General features: G+C 62.5%; 16 protein-coding genes. 7 read left to right on the top strand and 9 right to left on the bottom strand.

Annotation, left to right across the window (positions count from 1 at the left end; genetic code table 11):
• Nucleotides 1-61: 61 nt before the first annotated feature.
• Nucleotides 62-679 carry a 30S ribosomal protein S4 gene (rpsD, locus tag NP945_RS29345; RefSeq protein ID WP_023759539.1) on the bottom strand — a complete coding sequence of 206 codons (618 nt, stop codon included), beginning with the start codon at nt 677-679 and terminating at the stop codon, nt 62-64.
• A 375-nt stretch (nt 680-1054) separates the two neighbouring features.
• On the opposite strand from rpsD, the gene NP945_RS29340 reads away from it, so the two are divergent.
• Complete coding sequence (locus NP945_RS29340) at nt 1055-1264, top strand: hypothetical protein (RefSeq protein WP_127271832.1); 210 nt, start codon at nt 1055-1057, stop codon at nt 1262-1264.
• 84 nt (nt 1265-1348) lie between these two features.
• Here the strand turns inward: NP945_RS29340 and NP945_RS29335 are convergent, their stop codons facing one another.
• From NP945_RS29335 to NP945_RS29325, 3 genes are all read right to left on the bottom strand, one after another.
• A complete protein-coding gene (locus NP945_RS29335) occupies nt 1349-1537 on the bottom strand; it encodes a DUF3008 family protein (protein WP_256748266.1) in 189 nt (62 codons plus the stop codon).
• Between the two features lie 64 nt (nt 1538-1601).
• Entirely contained in the window at nt 1602-2402 is an 801-nt protein-coding gene (murI, locus tag NP945_RS29330) for a glutamate racemase (RefSeq protein ID WP_127810652.1), read from the bottom strand.
• Complete coding sequence (locus NP945_RS29325; protein WP_256748265.1) at nt 2395-3309, bottom strand: RNA methyltransferase; 915 nt, start codon at nt 3307-3309, stop codon at nt 2395-2397. The genes murI and NP945_RS29325 overlap by 8 nt, the downstream gene beginning before the upstream one ends.
• A gap of 214 nt (nt 3310-3523) precedes the next feature.
• Between NP945_RS29325 and NP945_RS29320 the strand changes: the two genes are divergently transcribed.
• From NP945_RS29320 to NP945_RS29310, 3 genes are all read left to right on the top strand, one after another.
• A complete protein-coding gene (locus NP945_RS29320; RefSeq protein ID WP_127321786.1) occupies nt 3524-4735 on the top strand; it encodes an NADP-dependent isocitrate dehydrogenase in 1212 nt (403 codons plus the stop codon).
• Between the two features lie 148 nt (nt 4736-4883).
• Nucleotides 4884-5066 (top strand): hypothetical protein, encoded by a 183-nt coding sequence (locus tag NP945_RS29315; RefSeq protein WP_256748264.1) that lies wholly within the window; start codon nt 4884-4886, stop codon nt 5064-5066.
• 12 nt (nt 5067-5078) lie between these two features.
• On the top strand, nt 5079-5732 hold the full coding sequence (locus NP945_RS29310; RefSeq protein WP_256748278.1) for a glutathione S-transferase family protein: 654 nt from the start codon (nt 5079-5081) through the stop codon (nt 5730-5732).
• 241 nt (nt 5733-5973) lie between these two features.
• Here the strand turns inward: NP945_RS29310 and alaS are convergent, their stop codons facing one another.
• Both alaS and recA read right to left on the bottom strand, forming a co-directional pair.
• Nucleotides 5974-8640: an alanine--tRNA ligase gene (alaS, locus tag NP945_RS29305; protein WP_256748263.1), complete on the bottom strand. Its 2667-nt coding sequence runs from the start codon at nt 8638-8640 to the stop codon at nt 5974-5976.
• Nucleotides 8641-8936: 296 nt separating this feature from the next.
• Nucleotides 8937-10037, bottom strand: a complete 1101-nt coding sequence (gene recA, locus NP945_RS29300; protein ID WP_027036993.1) for a recombinase RecA — start codon at nt 10035-10037, stop codon at nt 8937-8939.
• Nucleotides 10038-10314: 277 nt separating this feature from the next.
• Between recA and NP945_RS29295 the strand changes: the two genes are divergently transcribed.
• A complete protein-coding gene (locus tag NP945_RS29295) occupies nt 10315-11259 on the top strand; it encodes a carbohydrate kinase family protein (protein ID WP_256748262.1) in 945 nt (314 codons plus the stop codon).
• Between the two features lie 75 nt (nt 11260-11334).
• The gene (locus NP945_RS29290; RefSeq protein WP_256748261.1) at nt 11335-12252 is read left to right on the top strand and encodes a pseudouridine-5'-phosphate glycosidase; all 918 of its coding nucleotides are present in this window, start codon (nt 11335-11337) and stop codon (nt 12250-12252) included.
• Nucleotides 12253-12439: 187 nt separating this feature from the next.
• Here the strand turns inward: NP945_RS29290 and NP945_RS29285 are convergent, their stop codons facing one another.
• Entirely contained in the window at nt 12440-12763 is a 324-nt protein-coding gene (locus NP945_RS29285; RefSeq protein ID WP_256748260.1) for a TfoX/Sxy family protein, read from the bottom strand.
• A gap of 91 nt (nt 12764-12854) precedes the next feature.
• Here NP945_RS29285 and NP945_RS29280 point away from each other — a divergent pair, with 91 nt between their 5' ends.
• Nucleotides 12855-13352 carry a GFA family protein gene (locus NP945_RS29280; RefSeq protein WP_256748259.1) on the top strand — a complete coding sequence of 166 codons (498 nt, stop codon included), beginning with the start codon at nt 12855-12857 and terminating at the stop codon, nt 13350-13352.
• Nucleotides 13353-13537: 185 nt separating this feature from the next.
• Here NP945_RS29280 and sufA read toward each other — a convergent pair whose 3' ends face one another.
• Together sufA and NP945_RS29270 are read right to left on the bottom strand one after the other, a co-directional pair.
• Entirely contained in the window at nt 13538-13915 is a 378-nt protein-coding gene (gene sufA / locus NP945_RS29275) for a Fe-S cluster assembly scaffold SufA (protein WP_127329621.1), read from the bottom strand.
• Between the two features lie 100 nt (nt 13916-14015).
• Nucleotides 14016-14408, bottom strand: coding sequence for an SUF system Fe-S cluster assembly protein (locus tag NP945_RS29270; RefSeq protein WP_256748258.1), 393 nt, complete (start codon nt 14406-14408; stop codon nt 14016-14018).
• Between the last annotated feature and the right edge of the window lie 13 nt (nt 14409-14421).

Raw genomic sequence — 14421 nt, 5'->3', positions numbered from 1 at the left:
CGACAAAGAAAAGGCCGCCTCGACGGGCGGCCTTTGCTTGGTGTCGCAGAACGCGCTCGTTTTAGCGCGAGTAGAATTCGACGACCAGGTTCGGTTCCATCTGCACGGCAAACGGAACGTCCGCCAGGCCAGGGATGCGCGAGAAGGTCGCGACCATCTTGTTGTGATCGGCTTCGATGTAGTCCGGCACGTCGCGCTCGGCGAGACCGACCGCTTCCAGAACGATGACCAGCTGCTTGGACTTTTCGCGCACTTCGACGACATCGCCCGGCTTGCAGCGATACGAGCCGATGTTGACGCGCTTGCCGTTGACGTTGACATGGCCGTGGTTGACGAACTGACGGGCGGCGAAAATGGTCGGCACGAACTTGGCGCGGTAGACGACCGCGTCGAGACGCGATTCGAGCAGGCCGATCAGGTTCTCCGAGGTGTCGCCCTTGCGGCGGTCAGCCTCTTCATAAACCTTGCGGAACTGCTTTTCCGAAACGTCGCCATAGTGACCCTTCAGCTTCTGCTTGGCGCGCAGCTGCAGGCCGAAATCGGAAAGCTTGCCCTTGCGGCGCTGGCCATGCTGGCCGGGACCGTATTCACGCTTGTTGACCGGGGACTTCGGGCGGCCCCAGATGTTTTCGCCGAGACGGCGGTCGATCTTGTACTTCGCGGATTCGCGCTTGCTCATCGCATTCCCTTTTCAAAACAATACACCCGGAACCTCATGGTCCGGGTGAAGGAAACGCGCCCTCCTCTGGCCTCCGTTTTCGAGACCTGACAGGGTTTTCCCACGCAACGCGGCGGAAAACCCACGGGACACGTCAGTTCAAACAAGATAGTAGAATTGGATTTCCACGCATCTTGCGCACATAAAGAAAACCACCGGGCATTGCGGCCCGGTGTTGGCGCGCTGATTAAACGGAGATTTAACCGGTGTCAAGCTTGTGGCTGGCGTAGGCCATGGCGACGATATAGCGTCTCTGGGTTGAGTACAGTGCCGGATGTGGCGGGAGGTTGCGCCAGCGGCATCAGGAAGGGACCGGAGCAGAGGAGCTACAATCGCATGAAGAAATTCTTCCTTACCCTGACGGGAGCCGCTGTGTTGGCGGGATCCATGGCGGTCCTGACACCGGAGCCGGCGGAGGCCAGGCATTGGCACGGACACCGGCATCACCAGGCTTGTCGCATCGTGATCAAGAAGAAGGTTATCTGGCGGCACGGCCACAAGAAGGTCATACGCTACAAGATCAAGCGCTGCAGCGGGCGCTGGTAGGCTCCTATCCGGTCTCAGGCGGCCGACATCGATTCAAAGCCCGCGGTTTTGGCCGCGGGCTCTTTGATTCCGGATGCTTAATCCTTAGTCTTTCGACTTCTTCTCCGGCAGGCCCTTGCGCTTCGTCTCGGCGAATTTCTCGAGCTGCTTTTCGCTCATCGATTCGTACATTCCCTTGGAAGCGCCCTGGAGTTCGCTCTTCTTGGTCTCGCCGCGCTTGGCCGACAGAGCCGCGCCGGCGGCTTTCTGCTGGGCTTTCGAGGTGGCTGGCATGGTTCTTTCTCCCGTTGGAATCTGGGGAAAAACGCAACGACTGCCGTGATGTTCCGCTTCGCAATCACGACATAGCCAGCCCGAAGCCCTGTATCAGGCGACGGGTCGGGAAATCGGCTCTTTTCGATGTGAAGACGGCAAGGTCGGGGCCTTCAGGCAGCATCTCGCCACGACCGCTCGGATCGATGTCGGCGAGAAGCGACAGCGCCCGGCGCGCAATCGCTTCAGCGGGGTCGAGCCAATCGACCGGCCAGGGCGCCGTCTTGCGCATGCGATTGGCCAGAAAGGGGTAGTGTGTGCAGGCGAGCACGACGATATCCGTACGCAGCGCATCATGTTCGACGAAGCACGGCGTGATCTCGGTGCGTACGGCCTCCTCATCGACGAAGCCCTCACGCATGTAGATCTCAGCCAGTCCCGCCAGCCTGTCGCTGCCGACAAGGCGGACATGGCATTTCTGCGCCCATTTGCTGATCAGGTCGCGCGTGTATTGGCGCTTGACGGTGCCAGGCGTCGCCAGCACCGAAACCAGCCCTGAGCGCGTGCGTTCCGCCGCCGGCTTGATCGCAGGCACCATGCCGACGAAAGGATGCGCGGGAAATCTATCGCGCAGCGCATCGATCACCAACGTCGAGGCGGTGTTGCAGGCGATGACGGAAATGGCCGGCGCAAAGCGCTCAAGCAATTTGCCGAACAATTCGAGTATATGCGCCCTCAGCGCCGGCTCTTCCCAAGCGCCGTAGGGAAACGCAGCGTCGTCGGCGACATAGATGAAGCGGCGGTCGGGCATCAGCACGCGCGCCTCGCGCAGCACGGTAAGCCCGCCGATGCCCGAATCGAACATCAGGATCGGCCGCTCAGTCATTGTCGGTTCCTTTTCCGCCAAGCGGCGGTATGTCATCGTCCTTGCCGGTGTCGGCAAGGCGCGCCGCTTCCGCCTTGCGGGCCCGCGCGGCGGCCGCGGGCAAGCGCCGCGGGTCGTCGCCAGGGGACCCGTCGCCGCGCGGCATCGCCGGCGAAAACCTGTCGAGCGACGAGATGATGCCGCGCAGCACCTTCAGCTCCGGTTCGGCAAAGCCAGGGCGTGTCAGCACCGCACGCAGATTGTCGACCATTTTCGGCTTCTTCGGCGCCGGCCGGAAATAGCCGCGCGCTTCCAGCGCGCCTTCGAGATAGGCGAACAGGCCGTGCAATTCTTCCTTGCTTGCCGGTTTCATGTCCGGGCCGGAAAAATTGGTCCTGGTCTCGTCCTCCAGGCCGGACTTCATCCATTCGTAGGACATCAGAAGTGCTGCCTGGGCGATGTTGAGCGAGGAGAAATCGGGATCGACCGGGAAAGTGACGATCTCGTCGGCAAGGCCGACCTCGTCATTGTAGAGGCCGAAGCGTTCGCGTCCGAACAGGATGCCGGTGCGCTGGCCCATCACGTGGCGCGCCCGCAGCAGCCTGCCCGCCTCCACCGGCCCGCGCACGGATTTGAAGCCGTCGCGCTGCCTGGCCGTGGTGGCGAAGACAAAGTTCAGGTCGGCGAGCGCCGAGGCCAGATCGTCGAAGACGGTGACAGCGTCGATGACATGATCGGCGCGGCTGGCCGCCGCGCGCGCCTTCTCGCTCGGCCAACCATCACGCGGGTTGACCAGGCGCAGCTCCGACAGACCGAAATTGGCCATGGCGCGCGCGACCATGCCAATGTTCTCGCCAAGCTGAGGCTCGACGAGGATGATCGCCGGGCCGGCGACTGCAATGCTATCGGGATCTTTGATGACGGGCATGATTGTCAATGAACTGCTGTTTGCGGCATTTCAGCGTCCCTGCCACATTCGGCCGGGAAAATGAAGCATTCGCAAATGACGACGGCTCTGGCCTCCAATTCGTGACCGATCGCCGTTTGCGTGGCCAAAAGCGCTTTGATATACGGGCGACATCTCCCGGCCCAATGCCGCGCGGGCAAGGCCGTCCCATATCCAGCAACGAGGCATTCTTTCCATGGCGAAGATCAAGGTGGCGAACCCGGTCGTCGAACTCGACGGCGACGAGATGACCCGCATCATCTGGCAGTTCATCAAGGACAAGCTGATCCACCCTTATCTCGACCTCAAGCTTGAATATTACGACCTCGGCATCGAGCACCGCGACGCCACCAACGACCAGGTGACCATCGATTCGGCCAACGCCATCAAAAAACACGGCGTCGGCGTGAAATGCGCGACGATCACCCCCGACGAACAGCGCGTCGAGGAGTTCAAGCTGAAGAAGATGTGGAAGTCGCCGAACGGCACCATCCGCAACATCCTCGGCGGCACCATCTTCCGCGAGCCGATCATCATGAAGAACGTGCCGCGCCTGGTGCCCGGCTGGACCAAGCCGATCATCGTCGGCCGCCATGCCTTCGGCGACCAGTACCGCGCCACCGATTTCCGCTTCCCCGGCAAGGGCAAGCTGACCATCAAATTCGTCGGCGAGGACGGCCAGGTGATAGAGCACGATGTGTACGACGCGCCCGGCGCCGGTGTCGCCATGGCCATGTACAATCTCGACGACTCGATCCGCGAGTTCGCCCGCGCCTCGCTGAACTACGGCTTGCTGCGCAACTATCCGGTCTATCTGTCGACCAAGAACACCATCCTCAAGGCCTATGACGGTCGTTTCAAGGACATCTTCCAGGAGGTCTACGAGGCCGAGTTCGAGGCCGAGTTCAAGTCGAAGAAGCTGTGGTACGAGCACCGCCTGATCGACGACATGGTGGCCTCTGCCCTGAAATGGTCGGGCGGCTATGTCTGGGCCTGCAAGAACTATGACGGTGACGTGCAGTCCGACACGGTTGCGCAGGGTTTTGGGTCGCTCGGCCTGATGACCTCGGTGCTGATGACACCGGACGGCAAGACGGTGGAAGCCGAAGCCGCGCACGGCACCGTCACCCGCCACTACCGCCAGCACCAGAAAGGCGAGGAAACCTCGACCAACTCGATCGCCTCGATCTTCGCCTGGACGCGTGGCCTCGCGCACCGCGCCAAGCTCGACGACAATGCCGACCTGAAGCGTTTTTCCGAAACGCTGGAAAAGGTCTGCATCCAGACGGTCGAGTCCGGCTTCATGACCAAGGATCTGTCGCTCTTGATCGGCCCCGACCAGCCCTGGCTGTCGACCACCGGTTTCCTCGACAAGATCGACGAGAACCTGCAGAAGGCGATGGCGTAAAACATGTCGCCCAAAAGCCTACCCTCGATCTTGATCTGAGTGTGCGACAGTATTAGCTAACGACAACGACTTGAGGCGTGTCGAATTGCAAACCTGTCTTCCATGGATGCGCTGCATTTCAAGATCTAAGCCAAACAGGTAGATGTAAATGGCTATGTGGTTCGATCAGCAAGAACGACTAAAGAGTGCCAAGGGCGAAGAGCTTTTGGACTCCATGCCGAAGTATGAGGGGCAAGCCGCCAATGTCGCTCCCGCGCCAGCGGACCTTGGAGGCAAGATCACGCTCGTGATTGGGGAAGATGGCAAGCCCGTTGCAAAGATAAAAGAGTAGATCGTTATCCGCATCGGTCATAGGTTCAACACCACATCGTCGAGCAAGCCCATCGTCTACGGGGCGGACTACAGCGTCTATGTACGCATCGTCCGCCTCGTGCTCGCGGAAAAAGGCATCGACTACGAGCTTGTGCCGGTCGATGTCTTTGCCGCCGAGGGGATTCCCGCCTGGTATTTCGAGCATCATCCGTTCGGCCGCATCCCGGCCTTCTGTTATGACGGGTTTCGCCTGTTCGAGGCCAATGCGATTGCCCGCTATATCGACGAGGCCTTCGAAGGACCGGCGCTGCAGCCTGCCGACGCGCGCGGCCGCGCCAGGATGGGCCAGATCATCGGCATGCTCGACGCCTATGGCTATCGCGCCATGGTTTGGGATGTTGCCGTCGAGCGGCTGGAGAAGGCTGAGCCGGATTCGGCGTTGATCGCCGGCGGCCTTGCTCAGGCCGAGACGGTGCTGAAGGTGCTGAGATCGCTGAAGCCACAAGGTCCGTGGCTGCTTGGCGACCAACTGACGCTGGCGGACCTGCACGCCGCGCCGATCATCGCCTATTTCGTCAAGGTCACGCAAGGGCGCGATCTGTTGGCGCGGTTCGCGGATATTCGGGACTGGTATGCACGCGTCGCCGATCGTGCGAGCTTTACGCGGACTGAAAAGGTCGCTTAGGCCGAGTGAACTTCCTCAACGCCGGCACCGCCCCTCATTGCCCTGCCGGGCATTTCTCCCCGTAAAACGGGGAGAAAGAGGCTGGCCGCAACGCCGGCGCCTCTTTTTTTGCAAGGCTGGCGATTGGCGAAAGCCGCGACGAAAGCGCCCTTCTCCCCGTTTACGGGGAGAAGGTGGCGGCAGCCAGATGAGGGGCAGCGCTACTTGGGAAGGTAGGGCTCCCCTTGAACTGCCCACTGGCTCACGCCGCTTCGAGTGCCGCCCTCACCGCTGCAATCGCATCATCGGCCTTGGATGCGTCGGGGCCGCCGGCCTGGGCCATGTCGGGCCGCCCGCCGCCGCCCTGCCCGCCCAATGCGGCGGAGGCCACGCGGACAAGGTCGACGGCGCTGAAGCGATCGATGAGGTCGTCGGTGACGGCCACCACGACGCTTGCCTTGTTGTCTTCGCCGGCGCCGACGAAGACGACGACGCCGGAGCCGAGCGAGCTCTTGCCGGCATCGGCCAGCGGCTTCAAATCCTTCGGCGAGACACCGGAGACCGTCTTGCCGAGGAAGCCGATACCGGCGACCGTCTCATTGGCGGCTGGAGCATCGGCTGACGATCCCCCGCCCAGCGCCAGCTTCTTGCGCGCCTCGGTCAGTTCCTTCTCAAGCTTTTTGCGCTCTTCGAGCAGCGTCTCGACGCGCGCCGGCACATCGGCCGGCGAAATCTTGAGCACGGCCGCCGTCGCCTTCAAACGCCGGTCCTGCTCGTCGAGATGTTTGCGCGCGGCTTCGCCGGTCAGCGCCTCGATGCGGCGCACGCCGGCCGCGACCGCGCTGTCCGACACGACACGCACCAGGCCGATATCGCCGGTCGCCCGGACATGCGTTCCGCCGCAGAGCTCGACCGAATAGGGCCGGTTGGCCTTGGCGCCGTGAACGCCGGTGCCCATCGACACGACGCGCACTTCGTCGCCGTATTTCTCGCCGAACAGCGCCATGGCGCCTTCGGCAATGGCATCGTCGACCGACATCAGGCGCGTGGACACCGGGCCGTTCTGGACGACGATCTCGTTGGCCATGCGCTCGACCTCTTCGAGATCCTCCGGTGAAATGGGCTTGTTGTGCGAGATGTCGAAGCGCAGGCGCTCGGGCGCGACCAGCGAGCCCTTCTGCGCGACATGGCTGCCCAGCACCTCGCGCAGCGCCTCATGGATCAGATGCGTCGCGGAATGGTTGGCGCGCAACCTGGAGCGGCGCGCATGGTCGACTTTGAGCTCGACGGCAACACCGGTCTTGACCGTGCCGCTGGCCACCTCGCCGATGTGGACGAATAGCCCATCGGCCTTCTTCTGCGTGTCGGAAACCTCGATCGAGAAGCCCTCGCCTGAAATAACGCCGGTGTCGCCCATCTGGCCGCCGGACTCGGCATAGAACGGGGTCTGGTTGACGACGATCGCCACCGCGTCACCCTTGCCGGCGCTGTCGACAGCCTTGCCGTCCCTGACCAGCGCCTGGATGATGCCTTCGGCAGCTTCAGTCTCATAGCCGAGGAACTCGGTGGCGCCCGCCTTCTCGCGCACGGAGAACCAGATGGTCTCGGTCGCCGCGTCGCCGGAGCCTGCCCAATGCTTTCGCGCCTCGGCCTTCTGCTGCTCCATCGCATTGGTGAAGCCGGCAAGATCGACCGAGATGCTGCGCTGGCGCAGCGCGTCCTGCGTCAGATCAAGTGGGAAGCCGTAAGTGTCGTAGAGCTTGAAGGCCGTTTCGCCGTCCAGCATGTCGCCGGCATGCAGCGTCTCCGTCGCCTCGGAGAGCAGGCCGAGGCCGCGCACCAGCGTCTTGCGAAACCTGGTCTCCTCGAGCTTCAGCGTCTCGGTGATCAACTGTTCGCCGCGCAGCAGCTCCGGATAGGCCTGGCCCATCTCGCGCACCAGCGCCGGCACCAGCTTCCACATCAGCGGTTCGTTGGCACCGAGCAGCTGCGCATGGCGCATGGCCCGGCGCATGATGCGGCGCAGGACATAGCCCCGGCCTTCGTTCGAAGGCAGCACGCCGTCCGCCACCAGGAAGGAGGACGAGCGCAGATGATCGGCAATGACCCGGTAGGACGCGACCGTCTCCTTGTCGGGACCATGCCCGATCGCGGACGAGGCCGCGTCGATCAGGTGACGGAACAGATCGGTCTCGAAGACGCTTTCCACCCCTTGCAGGATGGACGCCATCCGCTCCAGGCCCATGCCGGTGTCGATCGAGGGGCGCGGCAGGTCGATGCGCTCCTCCTTCGTCACCTGTTCATACTGCATGAACACCAGGTTCCAGAATTCGAGGAAACGGTCGCCATCCTCCTCCGGGCTGCCGGGAGGGCCGCCCCAGATGTGTTCGCCGCGGTCGATGAAGATTTCAGAGCACGGCCCGCACGGTCCGGTGTCGCCCATCGCCCAGAAATTGTCCGAGGTCGCGATGCGAATGATGCGGTCGTCGGAAAAACCGGCGATCTTCTTCCAGAAGCCGGCCGCCTCGTCATCCGTGTGATAGACGGTGACCAGCAGCTTGTCCTTGTTCAGCCCGAATTCCCTGGTGATCAGGTTCCAGGCAAGCTCGATGGCGCGCTCCTTGAAATAGTCGCCGAAGGAGAAATTGCCGAGCATCTCGAAGAAGGTCAGATGGCGCGCGGTGTAGCCGACATTGTCGAGATCGTTGTGCTTGCCCCCGGCGCGAACGCTCTTCTGGGCGGTCGAGGCGCGCGAATAGGGCCGCTTCTCCAGACCGGTGAAGACGTTCTTGAACTGCACCATGCCGGCGTTGGTGAACATCAGCGTCGGGTCGTTGCGCGGCACCAGCGGACTCGACGCGACGATCTCGTGACCCTCCTTGCGGAAGTAGTCGAGAAATGTCGACCGGATTTCGTTCACGCCACTCATGATGCTGCCTTTTTGGAAAAGCCGCCGGCAAACCGGCGGAAATGGGCTCTGCGTCTTAGAAGATTAGGACTTGGCCTTTTAGCCGCCGCGCTTCACCCTGTCCAGAAACACGGAATTGGTCCAATCCACGGCCTTTGCCGGCCGTTCGACCCGGCCTGGTTCCGCCGCCGAAACGCAAAACCGCCGGCACTGGGCCGGCGGTTTCGAAACGCAATAACGCGGAACTCGATTACATAAGCCTGAGATAATAGAACGCGATTATGGCCGAACTCCGGCCGGCATCGCGCACGAAGCTGTTACATCGCGCCGGATTCTTCCTCGAAACCGTCATCATCGCCGCGCTCAGGGCCGCCATTCTCGAGGAATTTTTCGGCGATCAGCCCGGCATTCTGCCTGATCGACAACTCGATCTCGCGTGCCGTGTCGGGATTGTCACGCAGGAACAGCTTGGCATTTTCGCGGCCCTGGCCGAGACGCTGCGAGTTATAGGAAAACCAGGCGCCAGACTTCTCGACAATACCAGCCTTGACCCCGAGATCGACCAGTTCGCCGGTTTTGGAGACGCCCTCACCAAACATGATGTCGAATTCGACCACCTTGAAGGGCGGCGCCAGCTTGTTCTTGACCACCTTGACGCGGGTCTGGTTGCCGACAACCTCGTCGCGGTCCTTGATCGAGCCGATGCGGCGGATGTCGAGGCGCACCGAAGCGTAGAATTTCAGCGCATTGCCGCCGGTGGTGGTTTCAGGCGAGCCGAACATGACACCGATCTTCATGCGGATCTGGTTGATGAAGATGACCATGGTGTTGGAGCGCGAAATCGACGCGGTCAGCTTGCGCAGCGCCTGGCTCATAAGGCGGGCCTGCAGGCCGGGCAGCGAATCGCCCATCTCGCCTTCAATTTCGGCGCGTGGCGTCAGCGCCGCGACCGAATCGACCACCAGCACGTCGATGGCGCCGGAGCGCACCAGCGTGTCGCAGATTTCCAGCGCCTGCTCCCCAGTGTCAGGCTGCGAGATCAGAAGGTTTTCGAGATCGACGCCAAGCTTGCGGGCATAGACCGGGTCAAGCGCGTGCTCGGCATCGACGAAAGCGCAGATGCCGCCCTTCTTCTGGGCTTCGGCAACGGTGTGCAGGGCAAGCGTCGTCTTGCCCGAGCTTTCCGGCCCGTAGATCTCGATGATGCGGCCGCGCGGCAGGCCACCGACGCCAAGCGCGATGTCGAGGCCAAGCGAGCCGGTCGGCACCGTTTCAATCTCGACGACCTGATCGTTGGCGCCGAGCCGCATGATCGAGCCCTTGCCGAAAGCCCGCTCGATCTGCGACAGCGCCGCATCCAGAGCCTTTGATTTGTCCACTGCCTTGTCCTCTACCAGCCGCAAAGAATTCTGAGCCATGATACATCACCCCTTGGTCGTCAATGAAGGCCGGACAATCCGTAATCCCTGCCTATTTGTACCTTTTTTGTTCTCATTTGGCAAGAGGGGTCAAATATCTGAAAAACAAACAATATCCGGATTTGTTCTTTTTTTGTCCAAAGATTCGATCAGGAATGCACCGCACGTTGGGCCAGACGGCTCGGTTGTTTCGACCTGCCGAATCGCCGCCTCGCATGCGAAGCTCCGTCGCACCTAGCGCTTGTGCGGCTGGAATAACAAAGGTCATATCGCCGGCATGCTGAAATCCGCGAAAATACTGGCCATAGGCGGCGCCCATATCGACCGACGCGGCCAGGTGTCCGGCGCTTACGTGCCCGCCGCCTCCAATCCGGGCACAATGCGCGAGGATGTCGGCGGCGGCGTCTTCAATGCTTTGCGCAGCGCCGTGCGGCGCGGCGTCTCCGCGTCGCTGATGTCGGTTCGCGGCGGCGATGCCGCTGCCGAAACCGTTTCGCGAGCCATCGCCGAGACAGGCATTACCGACCTGTCGGCGGTCTTCCTCGACCGCACGACGCCGAGTTACACGGCGCTGATCGACAGCGAGGGCGAGCTGATCGTCGGCTTCGCCGACATGGCGCTCTATGAGTTGGCCTTTCCCAAACAGATTCGCCGCTCCAGGGTGCGCGAAGCAATCGCGGCCGCCGATGCCGTGTTCTGCGACGCCAACCTGCCGACGGCGGCGCTGGAACGGCTGGTCGCGCTCGCCGCGGGCAAGCCGGTTTTCGCCATTGCCATCTCGCCGGCCAAGGCGGTGCGGTTGATACCGGTGCTGAAGGAGCTCTCGCTGGTCTTCATGAACCGGCGCGAGGCCATGGTGCTGGCCGGCGTCGCCGCGAATGCCAGGCAGCGCGAGGTCGTCGACGGGTTGCGATGCAGCGGCCTCGTCAGTGGCGTGGTCACGGCGGGCGAGGCGCCCGTGCTGGGGTTCGATGAAACAGGCGCCTTTTCGATCATGCCGCCCAATCCCCGAAAGGTCGCTGACGTCACCGGGGCCGGTGATGCGCTGGCGGGCGCAACGGTCGCTGCCTTGCTGCGCGGACTGCCGCTGCGGGTGGCCCTGCGCGAAGGCATCGCCGGGGCGACGCTTGCCATCGAAAGCGCCAACGCCGTTCCCGAGTTCACCGCCTCAAGCTTCGCGGAAGCGCTGGCTCTTGTGCCGGATGCCAGGGAAGTGGCATGAGACCGGCGAATTCATAGTGCCGCGATGTTGCCTGATGTCCCCACGGACGCGCCGCATTCCGGATTGGAGACCCTGATGACCCCTGAGACCGCCCGCCCCCTCATCGACATCCACGCGCCGGTGGCGCAGGCTCTGGCTGCCGGCCGGCCGGTGGTGGCGCTGGAAAGCACCATCATCACCCATGGCATGCCCTACCCCGACAATGGCGCCATGGCGGCCGACGTCGAAAAGATCATCACCGATGGCGGCGCCGTGCCGGCGACGATCGCCGTGGTTGGCGGCCGCATCAAGATCGGGCTTTCGGACGGCGAGCGCGAATCGCTGGCGATGACGGGCGACGCCATGAAGCTGTCGCGCGCCGATCTCGGTTTTGCCGTGGCGCAAGGGCGTACCGGTGGCACCACGGTCGCCGCCACGATGATCGCGGCGCATATGGTCGGCATAAAAGTGTTCGCCACCGGCGGCATCGGCGGCGTGCACAAGGGCGCCGAAAAGAGTTTTGACATTTCCGCCGATCTCGACGAGCTGGCGCGCACGCCGGTCATCGTCGTCTCGGCCGGCGCCAAGGCCATCCTCGACATCGAAAAGACGCTGGAAGTGCTGGAGACGCGCGGCGTGCCGGTGGTCGGCCTTGGCTGCGAGACGATGCCGGCCTTCTGGTCCAGGCATTCGCCGTTCCGCGCGCCGCTGACCTTGCACGAGCCGGAAGAGATCGCGCATTTCTACCAGACGAGGGCAGCGCTGGGGCTCGCCGGTGGCATGCTGATTGCCAATCCGGTGCCGGAAAACCACGAAATCCCGGCTGAGGAGATGGCCGGCTATATCGAGGCCGCGCAGAAGGCCGCCGAGGCGCTCAACGTGACCGGCAAGGCGGTGACGCCGTTCCTGCTGGGAAAGATTCTCGAACTGACTGGCGGCAGGAGCCTGAAGACGAACATCGCGCTGATCGAGAATAATGCGCGGCTGGCGGCGAGGATTGCCAAGGCGCTTTAGGGTCGCGCAGCGAAGGTTCCCCCTCACCCGGATTCCCAAGACCGAATTGCAAAGAACAATTCGGGGCAATCCGACCTCTCCCCGAGGGGAGAGGAGCTTGCAGCGCCGACGTCGACCTCTTCTCCCCTCGGGGAGAAGGTGGCCGCGAAGCGGACGGATGAGGGGGTGGCCTCGAGCTTGCGGGAATCTACTTCCCCGCCCGTCGCCCCGCCTCATAGGCCCGGCGTGCCCAGATCGTCATCTCGTCGGGATCATCGAAAGCGCTGTCTGGAACGCTCCAGTAGGGCATGGCGACCAGCTTGCCGTGGCGCGAGCCGGTATAGGTCCATTGCGTGCAGCCGGCGGCCTCGAACTCGGGCGCGCTTTGCTCGTCGGCCTTCAGCAGCAATTCTCCGCGCAGCACGATGGCGACGATGACGCCGTCGAAATAGATGCCCTTGCCGCCGAACAGTTTTCGGATGCTGACAGGACCGAGGCCCTCGAACAGTTCGGCGATGCGCTCATTGTCCATGCCGCGATCATGTCACCGGCGTTTGGCCTTGTCATCGCCGCAACCAAAATCATGCTGACAGGTTGTGTGAGGTCGATCGGAGTTTCCCGCTATGCCCGTGCTGCTCAAAGGCTCCTGCCGCTGCAATGCCGTCCGTTTCGAGGTGGTGAGCCACACGCCGGCGCCATTCATGCTGTGCTACTGCTCGATCTGCCGCAAGCAGCAGGGCGGCGGCGGGTTTGCCATCAATCTCGGTGCCGACAACGAAACACTGAACATCAGGGGCAAGCGCAGCCTCGGCGTCTTTCGGGCGGAGATCGAGGACGACGAGCATCCGCATTGCGAAATCTCAACCGGCGAGCGCAATTTCTGCAAGAAATGCGGCTCAGCCCTTTGGCTCTACGACCCGACATGGCCGGAGCTGGTGCATCCCTTCGCTTCGGCGATCGACAGCGATTTACCCATTCCGCCAAGCAAGGTGCACCTCATGCTGAAATACAAGGCGAACTGGGTGGAGCCGGTGGTTGGCAAGCATGACAAGGTCTTCGACATCTATCCCGAGGAATCGATCGCCGACTGGCACAAGCGGACGGGCATGTGGGTGGAGTGAATTTCTTCGCGCCGTTTACGGGGAGGTGAGGAGTGATCCGCGCAGCGGACGAAAAGCCAATTGCTTGGCCTTCGAACGACGAACGCCGGCAGATGAGGAGCGGCGCTAACTTTGGAGAGGCCGGCGCTGCCTATCATCCGTCACTTCGTGACACCTTCTCCCCGTCAACGGGGCGAAGGAAAAACTCAGGAAGCGCGAGCTTCTGCCAGTGCCTTCAGGTCGGCCGGCTTGAGTTCGACGGATTCGCCGCAACCGCAGGCCGAGCTCTGGTTCGGATTGTGGAATGTGAAGCCGGTGCGCAGCGTCGTCTGCTCGAAATCCATCTCGGTGCCGAACAGGAAAAGTGCTGCTTCCGGTGCGACATAGACATGCGCGCCGTCGCGCTCGATATGGTCGTCCTTGGTGTTGGGCTCGGTCACCAGATCGACCGTATATTCCATGCCGGCGCAGCCGCCCTTCTTGATGCCGAGGCGGATGCCGTGCGCATTCTCACGGGTGGCGACAATCTCGCGCACCCGGTCGGCGGCCTTTTCGGTCATGGTGATGACGGCGAAGCGTCCCATTCTTTTTCCTTCCATTCCATGCAGGTTCAAGGCCTGCCGAATGATTCCTCACCTAAAATGGTGAAGTTTTATCCCTGGCGCAAGTATGCCAGGCTCGACGCTAGTACCAACCCACCGCCACCTGCGCCTCTTCCGACATGCGGTCGGCCGACCAGGGCGGGTCGAAGGTCATGTTGACCTCGACGCCGGACACGCCTTCGACGGCGCCGACGGCATTCTCCACCCAGCCGGGCATTTCGCCGGCGACAGGGCAGCCGGGAGCGGTCAGCGTCATGTCGATCTTGACCGAGCGATTGTCCTCGATATCGATCTTGTAGATCAGGCCGAGCTCGTAGATATCGGCCGGGATTTCCGGATCGTAGACCGTCTTCAGCGCCGAAACGATGTCGTCGGTCAGCCGCGCCAGTTCGTCGGCTGGAATAGCCGATCCCGAAACCAGCGCATTGGGCACGGTTTCCGCAGTGGTCTCGGCAGCGATGCTTGCATCATCCATGGTAGTCACCCAA

This window comes from Mesorhizobium sp. LMG17149, assembly GCF_024518695.1.
Lineage (GTDB): Bacteria > Pseudomonadota > Alphaproteobacteria > Rhizobiales > Rhizobiaceae > Mesorhizobium.
Note: the sequence above shows the minus strand (reverse complement) of the source record. Positions and strands in the feature narration are given on the sequence as shown.